Source organism: Rufibacter immobilis, assembly GCF_003721565.1.
Taxonomy (GTDB): domain Bacteria; phylum Bacteroidota; class Bacteroidia; order Cytophagales; family Hymenobacteraceae; genus Nibribacter; species Nibribacter immobilis.
On sequence record NZ_RJJE01000009.1, the window covers coordinates 805,973 to 820,931 of the forward strand.

General features: G+C 50.9%; 12 protein-coding genes and 1 pseudogene. 11 read left to right on the plus strand and 2 right to left on the minus strand.

Annotation, left to right across the window (positions count from 1 at the left end):
• Positions 1-181 precede the first annotated feature (181 nt).
• The 10 genes from EFA69_RS10500 (at position 182) to EFA69_RS10545 (ending at position 11,155) form a co-directional block, all read left to right on the plus strand.
• Positions 182-2,128: a DNA polymerase III subunit gamma/tau gene (locus EFA69_RS10500; protein WP_123133030.1), complete on the plus strand. Its 1,947-nt coding sequence runs from the start codon at positions 182-184 to the stop codon at positions 2,126-2,128.
• 63 nt (positions 2,129-2,191) lie between these two features.
• Positions 2,192-2,716, plus strand: coding sequence for a hypothetical protein (locus EFA69_RS10505; protein ID WP_123133031.1), 525 nt, complete (start codon positions 2,192-2,194; stop codon positions 2,714-2,716).
• An 891-nt stretch (positions 2,717-3,607) separates the two neighbouring features.
• A complete protein-coding gene (locus tag EFA69_RS10510) occupies positions 3,608-6,571 on the plus strand; it encodes a M16 family metallopeptidase (RefSeq protein WP_245964542.1) in 2,964 nt (987 codons plus the stop codon).
• 270 nt (positions 6,572-6,841) lie between these two features.
• Positions 6,842-8,038, plus strand: a complete 1,197-nt coding sequence (locus EFA69_RS10515; protein ID WP_123133033.1) for an MFS transporter — start codon at positions 6,842-6,844, stop codon at positions 8,036-8,038.
• 496 nt (positions 8,039-8,534) lie between these two features.
• Positions 8,535-8,960, plus strand: a complete 426-nt coding sequence (locus tag EFA69_RS10520; protein ID WP_123133034.1) for a glycoside hydrolase family 43 C-terminal domain-containing protein — start codon at positions 8,535-8,537, stop codon at positions 8,958-8,960.
• A 99-nt stretch (positions 8,961-9,059) separates the two neighbouring features.
• On the plus strand, positions 9,060-9,332 hold the full coding sequence (locus tag EFA69_RS10525; RefSeq protein ID WP_123133035.1) for a hypothetical protein: 273 nt from the start codon (positions 9,060-9,062) through the stop codon (positions 9,330-9,332).
• 10 nt (positions 9,333-9,342) lie between these two features.
• Positions 9,343-9,597 carry a hypothetical protein gene (locus EFA69_RS10530; protein WP_148041327.1) on the plus strand — a complete coding sequence of 85 codons (255 nt, stop codon included), beginning with the start codon at positions 9,343-9,345 and terminating at the stop codon, positions 9,595-9,597.
• Positions 9,598-9,694: 97 nt separating this feature from the next.
• A complete protein-coding gene (locus EFA69_RS10535; protein ID WP_123133037.1) occupies positions 9,695-10,105 on the plus strand; it encodes a hypothetical protein in 411 nt (136 codons plus the stop codon).
• A 126-nt stretch (positions 10,106-10,231) separates the two neighbouring features.
• On the plus strand, positions 10,232-10,699 hold the full coding sequence (locus tag EFA69_RS10540; RefSeq protein ID WP_245964543.1) for an SRPBCC family protein: 468 nt from the start codon (positions 10,232-10,234) through the stop codon (positions 10,697-10,699).
• 84 nt (positions 10,700-10,783) lie between these two features.
• Complete coding sequence (locus EFA69_RS10545; RefSeq protein WP_123133039.1) at positions 10,784-11,155, plus strand: nuclear transport factor 2 family protein; 372 nt, start codon at positions 10,784-10,786, stop codon at positions 11,153-11,155.
• Between the two features lie 182 nt (positions 11,156-11,337).
• Here the strand turns inward: EFA69_RS10545 and EFA69_RS20700 are convergent.
• Positions 11,338-11,505 (minus strand): annotated as a pseudogene (locus EFA69_RS20700) (NADP-dependent isocitrate dehydrogenase); the annotation flags it as partial.
• Positions 11,506-11,947: 442 nt separating this feature from the next.
• Between EFA69_RS20700 and EFA69_RS10555 the strand changes: the two are divergent.
• Complete coding sequence (locus tag EFA69_RS10555; RefSeq protein ID WP_123133041.1) at positions 11,948-14,476, plus strand: cellulase N-terminal Ig-like domain-containing protein; 2,529 nt, start codon at positions 11,948-11,950, stop codon at positions 14,474-14,476.
• Positions 14,477-14,799: 323 nt separating this feature from the next.
• Here the strand turns inward: EFA69_RS10555 and EFA69_RS20280 are convergent, their stop codons facing one another.
• A complete protein-coding gene (locus EFA69_RS20280) occupies positions 14,800-14,949 on the minus strand; it encodes a hypothetical protein (RefSeq protein WP_183906747.1) in 150 nt (49 codons plus the stop codon).
• Between the last annotated feature and the right edge of the window lie 10 nt (positions 14,950-14,959).

Below are 14,959 nucleotides of genomic sequence, written 5' to 3' on the forward strand. Positions count from 1 at the left end.
TGTGCCTGCAAAGTTCAGACGATTAGCTTTTATTTCAACAAGGTCTCAAGGTATATAAATTACAGTAAAAAATCAGCATACACCCTAAAATGCACTCGTCATTGCACAAAATCAAGAACCTGTTCCGGCCTCGTTCTTTCCGTTGCGCAAACAAAGCAGAATAGATTAACTTTGTAGAGCGATGGAGAATTTTGTTGTATCGGCCCGTAAATACCGTCCTACCACCTTTGACAGCGTGGTGGGGCAGCACCATATTACCACTACCTTAAAGAACGCGATCAGCAGCAACCACCTGGCCCAGGCGTTTCTGTTCTGCGGTCCCCGGGGCGTGGGTAAGACCACCTGCGCACGTATTCTGGCCAAGACCATCAACTGCCAGAACCTGACGCCCGAGATTGAGGCCTGCAACGTCTGCGATTCCTGCAAGAGCTTCAACACCAACAGCTCCTTCAACGTGCATGAGCTGGATGCCGCGTCTAACAACTCGGTAGACGACATTAGAAACCTGGTGGAGCAGGTGCGCTACGCCCCGCAGACGGGCAAGTACAAAATCTACATCATAGATGAGGTGCACATGCTCTCCAACTCGGCCTTCAACGCGTTTCTGAAGACCCTGGAGGAGCCGCCGTCCTACGCCATTTTCATCCTGGCCACCACGGAGCGCCACAAGATCATCCCTACCATTCTGTCACGGTGCCAGATCTTTGACTTCAACCGAATCCGGATTGAGGACATGGTGCAGCACTTGGACCGCATTGCCACCAAAGAAGAGATCAAAGCCGATGCCGATGCCCTGCACCTGATTGCCCAGAAAGCCGACGGTGCCCTGCGCGACGCTCTGTCTATCTTTGACCAGATGGTGACCTTCTCAGGTAACCACCTCACCTACAAGGCCACCGTGCAGAACCTGCACATCCTGGACTATGACTATTACTTCAGGCTCACCCAGTTCCTGCTCACGCAGAACCTGAGCGGCGCCCTGCTGTTATATGACGATATCCTGAAAAACGGATTTGACAGCCACAACTTTGTGCTGGGCATTGGCGAGCACTTCCGGAGCCTTCTGGTGTGCAAAGACACCGTGACGGTGCAACTGTTGCAGGTCTCTGAGAACATCAAGGCGCAGTACGCGCAGCAGGCGCAGGAAGCCTCCTTGAGCTTTCTGCTCTCGGGATTAAACCTGGTGGGCACCTGCGACCAGAATTTTAAGGCGGCTAAAAACCAGCGGCTGCACGTAGAGCTGCTGCTCATGAAACTGGCGCACCTGCCCCACGCGTTGCAGCTGGCCTCAGACGTCTCTTTGAACGGAGACGTCAAAAAAAAAACTGACGGAAGTTCCGGCGTAGCCGCACCGGTAGCCAGTGGTTCGGCTCCTGCCCTGGGTACCTCATCTGTGCCTCCTTCGGCTACGCCGAAAATGCCTGCCCCTGCTCCGGCACCCGCGCCAGTTTCGGGCAGTTTTGGGAAAAACGGCCCCGAAACACACCACAACACCGCTCCGGCAGACATGGACTCGGGCGAAGCCCCGGTTTTTGACACCTACCCCAAGGAGGCGCCTTCACCGGTACCTTCTGCCGCTGCCCCGGCTCCCGTTCCGGCCCCGGCGGCCCCTATGCGCACCGTGGCATCTCCGCTGGCCAGCCGCAAACTCTCCAAGCTCCCCAGCCTGAAGAACATAGAGGAAAAAGTGGCGGCATCGGCGGCGCCGATGGTGGAAGTGCTGGAAGAAGAGTCTGAGGCCTACGTGCCCGGCTCACTGCCCGCCATCAATGAATACAAGCTGCAACAGCTCTGGAAACAGTACACCGACCGCGTGAAGCAAACCGACCGCACCCTGGAGTACACCATCCTGAACCGCGAGTGGTACTTTGACGCCGAGAAGGCCGAGGTACACCTGCAGGTGGAAAATGATGTGCAGGTGGCCGAGTTCAACAGCTTTAAGCCGGAGTTCCTGATGTACCTGCGCCAGGGCCTGGGCCACAACCGCCTGCAGGTGCACATAGACGTGGTGCAGCAGGAAAGCGGCCGCAACCTGTACACCTCACAGGACAAGTACAACTACCTGGCCGAGCAGTACCCAGCCCTCAAAGACCTGAAAGCCCGCCTGGGCCTGGACACCGACTTCTAAACTTACGTATGCTAAAACGTGTGCCCCCAGACAGGTGGCACACGTTTTACTTTCACCTACCCCATGCCCCAGCACCTCTTCGACCGCAAAACCGATTCTTTCTTTGGCTCCCTCCGTTATGTGGGGTACGTACTTCTGCCGGCGGGTATTATACTGGGCGGCTCCCCATGGTGGTCCGGCGCTGACAAGGCTCAAATGCTATCTGTAGGCGCGCTATTATTCTTGCTAGGAGTTCTTTTCCAAAGCACGCACCACGGTTTCCAAATAGATTTCAGGGACCGCCGCGTGCGGGAATACCTGAGCATGTTCGGGCTGAAGACCGGTAAGTGGGCGCCGCTCCCGGCTTTTCAGTACGTGCAGCTTTCCTCCAATCTGGCCCCGGCCCATGCGCATGACCACGAGCATGACCATGACCACTCTCATGAAGACCCGGCCCCCCTGGTTCCCTGGTACACCATCGGCCTCTACTCCCGCCAGCAGGAAGCCGACTACGAGCTCCGCACCGACAGCCGGGAAGACGCCCTAAAGACCCTGCAACTCCTATCCAAGCAACTGAACATCCCCATCCAAGACAAAACCGCCAACTAAAACACTGCCCCCGCAAGAGGAGCAAGCATAGCGTTTAGGGGCTGTTTTAGGGAAAAGAGCCGCTAAACGCTTGAGTTGGCGCAGACGCCTGTAGGTTAAAATAAGTCCTGAGTCTTGAGTTCTGAGTCTTAAGTTTGGTTCTGGCTTAGCTTAGGAAGTAGGGACCAGAGGCGGGAGTTGGCGCAGACGCTCGCAGGTCCTCCGGACGCTGCGAGGTCTTTTGAGTAGACGGTAACGCGGCGGGAGGCGGCTTGTACCCACCCCCACCCCTCCGAGGAGGGGAATTATCTGCACGAGTGAGAAAGTCGCTTAAGAGGTACGTTCAAGCAGTAAATCTTCTGCCGCCTCTACGCTTATACCACTTCCCATCATTGCCGCATCCTCCGCAAGGAATTGGAATTCCCCTCCTTGGAGGGGTAGGGGTGGGTTTACACTAAAAGAGCTTCTACACCCAAAACCAGCAACAGCCTTTGCTACCCGCACCATTTCCAGTCTTTCCCTAGAGCGCCTCGCTTGTGGCCACAGATAGGCAGAAGCTAAGAGAAAACGACATCGGCATGGCCGCAAGGGCAGTGCGAGAGGGGAAGACGGGGCCCCGCGGCCGTGAGCGCTTACCGCCAAAGATGGAACAACACAGCCCATAAAGCCCTAGACAAACAGTAAAGCCAAGGCATCAGTCAACAACTTGCCTCAAAATTCACGTTGAACCCTTCCGTCAGCTCAGCATCCCCCCTGAAAAAGGAAAACCCGTTTAGAAGCCTTTTTTCGAAAAAGAGCCCCTAAACGCCAAGTAACTTACACTTTCCCCTCCTCCCCTTTCGTTTGTTTAAACACAAGCTAATCCTTGGTTTTTCCTATATTTGAGACCACTTCAGACTAACCCCACTCGCCGTGAAGAATAGATTGATTGCCTTCTCCCTACTGGGCGCCGCGCTGTTTTCGCAATGTAAAACCAGTACGCCTTCGCAAACCACCGCCCCTGCCCCGGCAACCACGGCGGCACAAGGCGCTCAGACAGAGTTTCCGTACACTACCGTTCCCAATGACCCACTACAGGCGCGTATCTACAAACTGGACAACGGCTTAACGGTATACCTCACTCAATACAAAGACGCGCCGCGCATCCAGACCTATATTGCGGTGCGCGCGGGCAGCAAGAACGACCCCGCCGATGCCACCGGCCTGGCCCACTATCTGGAGCACATGGCCTTCAAGGGCTCTACCCGCCTGGGTACTATCAATTGGGAGAAAGAGAAAGAGGAGTTGGCCAAGATTGAGGCGCTATATGAACTGTACCGCACGCAGAAAGACCCGGCGGTGCGCAAGAAGACGTACCATCAGATAGACTCCATCTCGGGTGTGGCCGCCAAGTACGCCGTGCCCAATGAGTACGACAAACTGGTAGCGGCCATGGGCATGAAGAACTCCAACGCCAGCACCTGGGTAGAGCAGACCATTTACTACGGCGACATCCCCAGCAACCAACTGGACAAATGGGCCATGCTGGAAGCCGAACGATTGGGTGTGATGATCCCGAGGTTGTTCCACACCGAGCTGGAGGCGGTGTACGAGGAGAAGAACCGCTCCCTGGACTCAGACAACAATAAAGCCTTTGAAGCCGCCTTCGCAGCCTTGTTCCCTACCCACCAGTACGGTGCCCAGACCACCATTGGTACCGTAGAGCACCTCAAGAACCCGTCTATCACAGAGATCAAGAAGTATTTTGACACCTACTACGTGCCCAACAACATGGCCATTGCCATGAGCGGCGACCTGGACTTTGACCAGACCATCAGGACCATTAATGAGCACTTCGGCCGGTGGCAGAAGAAAGCAGATCCGGTGTATAATGCGCCCCAGGAGAAACCCATTACCGCGCCGGTAGTCAAAGAAGTGCTGGGGCCAGAGGCCGAAATGCTGCTGATGGCCTACCGCTTCCCCGGCATCAAGACCAAAGACGCGCTGGTGCTGCGCATGATCAACCAGATCCTGAGCAACGGGCAGGCCGGCCTCATTGACCTCAACATCAACCAGAAGCAGGCGGCCCTGGGCGCCGGTTCTTTTGCCGAGGTCTACAATGATTACTCGGCCCATTTCTTAACCGCCACCCCGCGCCAGGGGCAAACCCTGGACCAGGTGAAAAACCTACTGTTGCAGCAGCTGGAACTGGTGAAGAAAGGCCAGTTTGAAGATTGGCTCATTCCGGCCATTGTGAACAAAAACAAAATCAGCAAGATGAAAGCCTATGAGAGCAACGCCGCCCGCGCCACCGCTTTCGTGGATGCCTTCATCGCGCGCCAGGACTGGGCCGACTACCTGAAGCAGGAAGACAATTTTGAGAAGATCACCAAGCAAGACGTGATGGACGTAGCCAACCGCTACTACGGCAACAACTACGCGGTGATCTACAAACGCACCGGGCAAGACCCCATGGCTCAGAAAGTAGACAAACCCACCATTACCCCGGTACCCGCCAACCGTGAGGCTCAGTCTGACTATTATAAACAAGTAGCCGCCAGACCCGCCTCTGAGCTTCAGCCGCAGTTTGTAGACTATCAGAAAGACATCCAGCAGGGCACGCTCAAGGCCAACATTCCGGTGTACTACACCAAAAACACGGAGAACGGGCTGTTCAACCTGTACTACATCCTGGACATGGGCACCAACCATGACCTCAAGCTGGGCATGGCCGTGGATTACCTGCAATACCTGGGCACCGATAAATACACCGCCGAGGAGCTGCAGAAAGAGTTCTTCAAGATTGGCTGCTCCTTTGACGTTTCCTCGGGCCAGGACCAGATCTACGTTTCCTTAACCGGCCTGGACGAAAACCTGGAACAAGGCCTGCAACTCTTCGAGAGCCTCCTCCAGAACCCGAAAGCAGATCAAAAGGCCCTGGATGACATGGTGGCCGGTATCCTGAAAGACCGCAAAGACGCCAAGCTGAACAAGAACCTCATCCACAGCGTGGCCATGGTGAACTACGCCAAATATGGTCCTAAAAACCCGTTCACCCACATTCTGAGCGAACAGGAACTGAAGAAGGTGAAGCCCGCTGAACTTGTTTCGCGCATCAAGAGCATTCCTGCGTACCAGCACCGGGTATTGTACTATGGCCCCCGTGAACTGCAGGCCATTACCGCCACGCTGAACACCGGCCACATTGTTCCCGCCACCCTCAAGCCGGTACCCGCCGAGAAAGCTTTCCAGGAGCAGGACATCAAAGGCCGGCAAGTCTACTGGACCGACTACAAAATGGTGCAGGCCGAGCTGCTGTTCCTCTCCAAAGCCATGAACTTTGACCCCAAAATGGTGCCCACCATCCGGTTGTACAATGAGTATTTTGACGGCGGCATGGGGGCCATTGTGTTTCAGGAGCTTCGGGAATCCAGGGCCCTGGCGTACAGCGCGAGCTCCCGGTTTGCCAACGCCAGCAAGAAAGACCGCGCCAACTACATCATGTCCTACATTGGGACGCAGAGCGATAAACTGCCTGAGGCCATGGCGGGCATGCAGGAACTGCTCAATGAGCTGCCGCTGGCCGAGACTAATTTCACCAACGCCAAAGCCTCGGTACGCAACAGCATCGCCACGGAGCGCATCAACAAAGTGGGCATTCTCATGAACTATGAGCAGGCCCGCAAGCTGGGCGTGGACCATGACATCAGACGTGACATCTACGAGAGCCTGGATGCCATGACCCTGGACCAGATCAAGACGTTCCAGCAGCAGTTTGTGAAGGGCCAGAACCAGACCATTCTGGTCATCGGCTCCAAAGACCGGCTCAACTTCAAGGAACTGGCCAAATACGGCACCGTGAAGCAGCTAACCTTGAAGGAATTGTTTGGATACTAGTCTGTTAACTACTAGACACTAGAGCATGAAGGAGCGGCCGAACGGTTGCTCCTTCTGCGTTTAGGGGCCGTTTTTGGAAAAAGAGCCCCTAAACGCAAAGAACTTCCAACCTTTCACCGCAATATAGAAGCCTGAGATAAACCTAAAACAGCACCATTGGTATAAAGGCTGTAGATAGCGGCACGCTGCCACACTCACTACTGCTGCTCTACTGTAGAGAAAGTACGCAAGCAGTGTACCTTTGCCTCCTTACTTTTCCCTTAGACTTACATGAAAAATACCAGCCGCTCCCCGTTCTTCCAGCTCAGCCTGATTTCGCTTTTACTGGGTGGTTTCAGCATTGGCATGACCGAGTTCCTGATGATGGGGATTCTGCCCGATATGTCTCAGGCACTGGATATCTCTATTCCGAAGGCGGGGCACCTCATTTCCATCTATGCCTTGGGCGTGGTCATAGGTGCGCCGCTCATGGTAGGGCTTACCTCCAATCTTCCGCCTAAAAAAGTACTGATTGGCTTGATGCTCATGGTAGGCGTATTCAACGGGCTGTTTGGCTTAATGAGCAGCTATCCTTTGCTTATGGCTACCCGGTTGCTGGCGGGGCTTCCGCACGGGGCTTTCTTTGGCATTGGCGCGGTGGTGGCCAGTAAACTAGCGCAGAAAGGCAAAGAGGCCAGCGCCGTCTCTGTCATGTTTGCGGGGCTTACGGTGGCCAACATCATTGGCGTGCCGCTGGGAACGTACATTGGGCACCATTTTTCCTGGCGTTACTCGTTTGCCCTTATCGCGGTGGTGGCCCTGGGAGCGGCCTTGTCGGTAAAACTCTGGATGCCCAGCGTGAAATCTGAGTCCGAGACCAGTTTCCGGCAAAGCCTCAACATTTTCAAGCACAAAGAGCTGTGGCTCATCATTGGCCTCTCGGCTATTGGCACGGGCGGCATGTTTGCCTGGATCAGTTACATTGCCCCGCTTATGACCGAAGTAGCCGGTTTCAACCCCGGCTCTATGACGGTGATTATGGTGGTGGCCGGTCTGGGCATGGCCGTAGGAAACTTCATGGGTGGCCGCCTCGCCGACAAATTCTCTCCCTTAACCACTACCACGCTTTTGTTTCTGAGTATGGTAGTGGTCTTACTTCTCACCACGATGCTGGTTCAGTTCAAACCTACGGCAATCATGATGACCTTTCTTACAGGCGCCATCGGGTTTAGTGTGATTGCGCCCATGCAAATGCTCATGGTGCAGCAGGCAAAAGGTGCCGAAATGCTGGCTTCCTCCCTCCTGCAGGCTACCTCTAACATGGGAAATGCCTTAGGAGCCTTCCTAGGCGGCTTGCCCATTGCAGCGGGTTTCGGGTTTACCTCCCCGGAGTACGTGGGGGCGGGCCTGGCTTTCATGGGGGTTTTATTTTGCCTCTTACTCATTGCCGCGCATAAACAAAAAGCGAGAAACCTGGCAGCCGTGTAATCCTGTAGAATGGTTGATTGCCCATGCCTAGCATGCTCCTGCTCCACTGACCATGATGCGTTTTTTGTAGTGGGCTCCTGAAGGTGGACGAAGCCAATTTTGAAAAAGGCCAGTGAACAGTGCTTCGGCACCTCAACGGTGACCTACGAATCCCGGTTGGGGAGCATGGTAGTCAGCGGGCGGAGCTTTACTGTAGGATCAAGGCTGGCTTTCTTCTCTAAATCTCAGCAGTGTTCATTGCGGCTTAGATAAGGATACACGATATTCTAAAGAGGAGATGCAGATGGCTTATTCTCTGTTTTTAGTACGTTTTAGGAAAAGAAGCCGAAAGGTCTAAATCATATTTGTAGTATATAGTATATTAGGCAGTGCAGTTCCATTTATCAGACCAACGGTAGGCGTGTAAACGGAGGTTTTACTCCAACCAAAGCGCCAATAACCGGAACAGCTCCATATACACTATAGTTACCCACAATTTAACACTACATTGAAGATTATGAATAAAATTTTAATGGTTCTTTTATTCTGCTTGCCAATCTTAGTAAATGCCCAAAAAATCAATAAATCAGATATCATAGGTACATGGACTGCGATTGATGGGAAAATAACTTCAACTGGATTACCAGCGGATGTTAAGCAAATGATGACATTGATGATTGATGGATTTAAAGAGTCAACATGGACTTTTAACGAGAATGGAACATTTAGAATAAAATTCAAGGAAAATTTATCTCCTCTCATGAAAGAGATGAAATTTTTAGACAATAAGCTTTGGAAATTCAATGACTCAATAAGCCAGATTAGAATTGGAACCAAAGAAGATAATTATTATCATCTGGTTCTTACAGCTAAACAAGCAAACTCAGGAATGATAGTTTATTTTAGCGACACTCCTATTTATCTAACCCTTAAGAAGCGCTAATAAAAAAACAGTGGACAACAACAGCTAAACGCCAGTCTCGTCCGACGGCCTCGCCCGCCGTTTAGCTTAGTCCTTGTGGGGCATTATAAATAAAAATAAATGCCAATAAAAATTTACATAGAAGAATCAGGCAAAGAATTGGATTGGCTCTGTGATGACATTTGGGATTTACCTCATCAGATTGATGCTCTTGAAAAATGGTTGGATACAAAAGGGGTAAATCTATCATCTAGTGAATATGTAGCGGATATTGCTTTTGACATTCGGAAAGATGCTACAGGAGGTGGCGGAGTACTGAAATCAAAATCAATGAAGATTATGGGAACAATAGGAATGGACGTATATTTCTCAGAACACCCTTCTGTTGATTAAAAAAGCAAAAATGACAGAATTCAAAAATGGTAATTTAACGACTGAGGACGCTTTTTGGGTTATGTGGTACTTCCTGCAAGAACACTATGAACTTTCAAACAACACCTTTGACGTAAGCGACATTCTAAGCGCTTCAGAACCGATGGACTGGGACGGAAGCGGAATAAAAAGACCCGCAGATAATGGAATGGTAGATTTCTGGAATGAAGCGGTCGAAAAATATAAGAAAGAAGGAAAGCCAAGCTGGAAGCAATTAAAAAAATAACGCACCACAACATTGTGCAAACACCATACTTTGGCCGACGGCCTTGCTCGTCTTTTATATTAATCGTTAGGCGGTAGTGTAAGTAAGAAAATTCAAGATGGAGCAGGAAGAATTTACGGATTTTGTCATTTCTAAGCTTCTCTCAAGCTTTTCTGATTTTGATAAACATATCCAATTAAAAGATGATAAAACAGCCGACATTGAATACTCAAGTAAACGTGGAAAGCTAAAGTTATTTATAAATACAAGGAATAAAGAACTAACTGTCGGTTTTTCGGCTGGACAAAGTCAATTTGGGTGGCATGTACATATGGGTATGTATGGGGCTGAAACTCCAGAAGAAATGGCCGAAACAGCAGTTATGCTTATAAAAGAGATTCTTAATGATAAAAAAAGAATTGTCTTCACTAGTTACCTTGGCTATTTCCTAATAGAAGATGAAGACGAGCTTGAGGATTACATCTATGATGGGGAAAAGCTAGAACTTCACAACTGGAGTGAACTATAAAAACACCACCGCCTAACAAGATGCATAAGCCAGCCATCGGCCGACTGCCTTGCACGCCTCATGCACGAGAGCATTCGCGGTCATTGCAACGGAACGGCCACCCTTAAATCAAATAATGAGATAAGAATGGAAACAAACAACAATACACCCACAGTAGAATGCCAAATGATGATAAGGAAGCCTGCTGCAACAGTCTTTCAAGCATTTATTGACCCGGCTTTTACGACCAAATTTTGGTTTACCGAATCAAGCGGACCACTTGAAGCAGGAAAGACAATTACTTGGAGATGGGAAATGTATGATGTTTCAGACAACATAAAAGTAAAAGAAATTATACCAAACCAGAAAATAACCATTGAATGGGACGCCCCTGCAACAACGGTTGATTTTGAGTTCACAACTTTAACAGAAGATACGACCTATGTTGTAATCAAAAATTATGGCTTTAGTCAAACAGGTGATGACCTAATTGAAGCAATCAAAAATAACACTAGTGGTTTTACAACTGTGTTGGATGGATTAAAAGCCTATCTTGAATTTGGGGTTGAACTCAACTTGGTTAGAGATAAATTCCCTCATATAAGACATAAATAAAGATTAAAAACTAGGGCTAACAACACCCAACCGTCGGCCTAAGGCTGTTAGCAGTAAGCATCAAAAGAAAACAATCAGCAGCAAATGAAAATAAGCAGAGAAGATGTTTTGCACACAGAAACCGTACTTGTTGAAGCTATAAAATCAAGAGATGTTAAGCTTCTAGACAGCATTCTGCATGACGATCTGCTATTTATAGCACCAAATGGACAGGTTGTTACGAAACAAATGGACCTTGACTCTCACCGGGCAGGTGAAATGTTAGTTGAGCAACTCCTGCCGACCGTTGAAGAAGTGAAAATTGTTGATGATACAGCAATTGCTATTCTTGTTTATGATACAAAAGGAACAATGTTGGGCAAGCCCATACAGGGGCGGTTTCGCTATATCAGAATTTGGAAGCAGTTTAGTGACAGTTTAAAAGTAATAGGAGGCAGTTGCACTAAGCTATCATAGCACAGAGATGACGTTGCCATGTTGAAGAAAATGCCTTCCGCTAACACGCCCCAGGCTCTATATTCGGCTAGGCCTCGTTGACAGCCTCAGCAATATAAATTATAGGGAAGGCCGACGGAGAATCTCTCAGTCGGCCTTCCTATCTGAAATCGGTTCCTCATAGAACCACTCAATTAAAGCATTCAAGATAAGGCCGGAGCACACAGTAACGACTTTTTTTGCGTATTTGGGTGCAAGTAGCCACCTAGTTCTATTGGCTTACCTTGGCCGGCAGTCTGCTCCTCTACCATCTTGGCTTCATTCTTAGTCAGGGTTTGGTCCAAAACCATGAAACGGGTTTTCAGTTCCTCCTTCTTTGTTCTTAGGCTATTTTCAAGGAAACAGGCTCAAAAGAGAATCCGAGAAAGTCCATCAGAAGGGTGAATAGGCTTTCACGCCTCAGCATGATGACACCTTGGGCTTGGCTCCGGTATCAAAGACGAGTAATGGTCCCTGGCCAGCGTGCTCCTGGTTCAGGTCGGCGAAGATGAGTTCAGGTGACAAATTCCGGAATAGTGATCACGGTCAAACCTCAGAATCACGTTGTCCCCGATGCCAGCATTCTGAAGGTGATTTGATAGTAACAAAAGATTATTTCTGCTAGTGAATATTATTTTATATATTATGCCAACGTTGGCATTTCACAGCTTGATGGGGTTGTAGGCCACCTCGGCAAATGATGCCTAGCCTCGGTAAGAGGACTTACTTGGGGTCATTTATTTTTTTGTACATAAAAAGACGGATGTAAGGAATATGAAAAAACGGAAACTACACTCAGTCGTCATGCTACTACTGGCGGCATTCAACTATGCTACAGGCCAAGACCTGAAACTCAACGACCGGGAATATTTTGAGCAGCAAGGCGTCAATGTGCTGGTGTACAACAACCTTTTTACCGGAGGTTTCAACGATGAGAAGAACGCCGGTATTGAACTCATTCACCATGGCGTGAGAACCGCGCAAGGCGGCGCGGTACGGCTCTCCAACACGCCGGAGCAGTGGGACCTGGTTCCTGACATCCTCAACCGGAAGGTAGATCGTGCCGCCAAAACGGTAGAGGCTACGTTACGGTACAAAGAATACAATTTTGATTCACGGATAGTGGTGACGGCCAAGGGCAAAGGCGTGGAGATAGCCGTTTACCTGGACAAACCTGTTCCCAAGGCCCTGGAAGGAAGCGCCGGGTTTAACCTGGAGTTTCTGCCCTCGCAATATTGGGCCAAGAACTACCTGGTAGACGGCCGACCCAATCTCTTCCCGCGCTATGTGGTAGGTAACACCGTTACGCGGCCTAACAGCCAAAAACCGAAGCAATTCAAAGGGTATGTGACTTCTGATGACCGGGGGACCGGCAAATTCATACATCCCCTTCCGCTGGAAACCGGCCGTACCTTTCTGTTTGCGCCTGATGCCCCGGAACGGATGGTCAAAATTACCTCTCAAGATACCGACTTGATGCTGTTTGATGGCCGTATGCTGGCCCAGAACGGCTGGTTTGTGGTGCGCAGCCTGCTTCCGGCCGGAAAAACAGGCAAGGTCTTAACCTGGACCGTGGAGCCAAATGCCATCAAAGGTTGGGTAAGAGATCCCAACATCGGTTTCTCCCAGGTAGGCTACCTCCCTGCGCAACCCAAAGTCTCGGTTATTGAACTGGACAAGAAAGACAAACCCGCTAAAAGCGCTTCCCTCTTTAAAGTAGGCGATGACGGCAAAGCCACTAAAGTGTTCACCGACAAAATCAACCCTTGGGGTGACTACTTCAAGTACCACTACGTGAAGTTTGATTTCTCTTCGGTGAAGACGCCCGGCATCTACTACATTCAGTACGGAGACACCAAGACCAATAATTTCCTGATCGGGGAGCAGGTGTACAGCAAGATCACCGATGCCACCAGCGACATCTGGATTCCCATCCACATGAACCACATGTTCGTGAACGAGGCGTACCGGGTATGGCACGGCGAGCCGTTCAAGGAAGGGTACCGCCAAGCCCCGCCCAACACCGATCACTTCGACCTCCACGCGCAGGGACCAACCACCGATACCAAGTATAAACCGTTGGAATTGATCCCAGGCCTGAACGTAGGCGGCTTTTTTGATGCCGGGGATTTTGACATCGAGACCGGCTCTAACATTAGCGTGGTGCAGAACTTTGTCAAAACCTGGGAAAGTTTTAAACCCCAGCGCGACCAGACGTTTATTGACCAGAAGCAGCGTTACGTAGACCTTCACCGCCCCGATGGAATCCCGGATGTGTTGCAGTTCATTGAGCACGGCACCCTCAATCTGGTAGCCCAAGCCGAGATCCTCGGTCACATGGCCCAAACACTCTCCAACTCCGTGCTGGATAATTACCACCACCTGGGGGACGCCGCCTCCTTAACAGACGGCCTTCCTTATAACCCCAAGCTCGGCCCGTACGAAGTAGCCAAGGATGGCCGCTCCAGCGGCGTGAAGGATGATCTGTGGGCGTTTACCAGCCGCGAACCCGAACTAGACCTCCGGGCCGCCACCATGTTTGCCGCCGCCAGCCGGGCCTTGAAAGGCTACAACGATGACCTTTCGGCGAGAGCCTTGACACAGTCCAAAAGACTTTTGAAAGAGGCCACCGCCTTACTCGCCAATCAGAAGCAAGATACCAGTGGCCGCGGCAACGCGGCCAACATGGCCACCAACCTTCAGCTGTACATCGCCACCAACGAGAAACAATATTTGGATAGGTTCCAGCTGCTGCTTTGGCCTGCCCTGGAGCGCAACGTGAGCGGCAACCTCTTGGCGGCCCTGGATGCCATTCCGCACCTGGATGCCTCCTACAAAGGAAAGCTGCGCCCCTATGTGGTGAAGTACAAAGAATACATTGCCGGCCTTGAAAAGAACAATCCCTACGGCGTGCCGATTGGTCTTACCAACTGGGCCGGTAGCGGAGACGTGACGAGCTTTGGTACCACCGTTTGCTTTGCCACTAAATATTTCCCCGAGATCATTGAGGCCCAGCATGCATTCAAAGCCACCAACTATCTGTTCGGCGCGCATCCATATCACAATTATTCATTGGTAGCCACGGTGGGCGCCACCCGCCCCAAAGCAGTCTTCTACGGGAACAACCGGGCTGATTTCTCCTTTATTCCGGGCAACGTGGCTCCCGGCATCCTGTTCAGAAAACCCGACCACTTTGAGAACTACGACGACTGGCCGTTTCTATGGGGCCAGAACGAGGGTACCATTGGCGGAAATACCGCTTATCTCATTTTTGGGTCAGCGTTTAAGAACTTGATTAAATAAACTTGTCACTGTAACAGCTTTGAACCAGCAACTGATGTAATACTGGAACTTGACAAAGCACCGTCGACAGGGGCGCCACCAAGGTTAAGGTAGCATGTAACTAAAAGACCCTGGAAGCCTTCGGGAAGGCGCTGTCTCTGGAAGAAGAAACAGAAACGAGACACAAGCTGAAGCTACTGGAAGCGGGCCAATAAACAGGTCTTGCTTGGTTACCGCCAATCCTTTTTGCAGGGGGAGCCAGAGGCTGTTTCTGCTTTCGTTTTTGGCCTGTTTTCCCAAAAACAGGCCAAAAATGGAAGTTATTATTTCTTTGTTGCCAACACTTAGGCAAATGCCTTCCTGAAGTCCAGGTTGCGATTGTGGCCGTAGGGCGGCCTGGTGAGATCAATGGAGAAGGTTGAGGGAATAAACCAAGGCACGCCTGCCGCCGCGTTCAGGAACTGGGTCTGGGTGTCTACTATCACACCACGCAAACCCGACAAG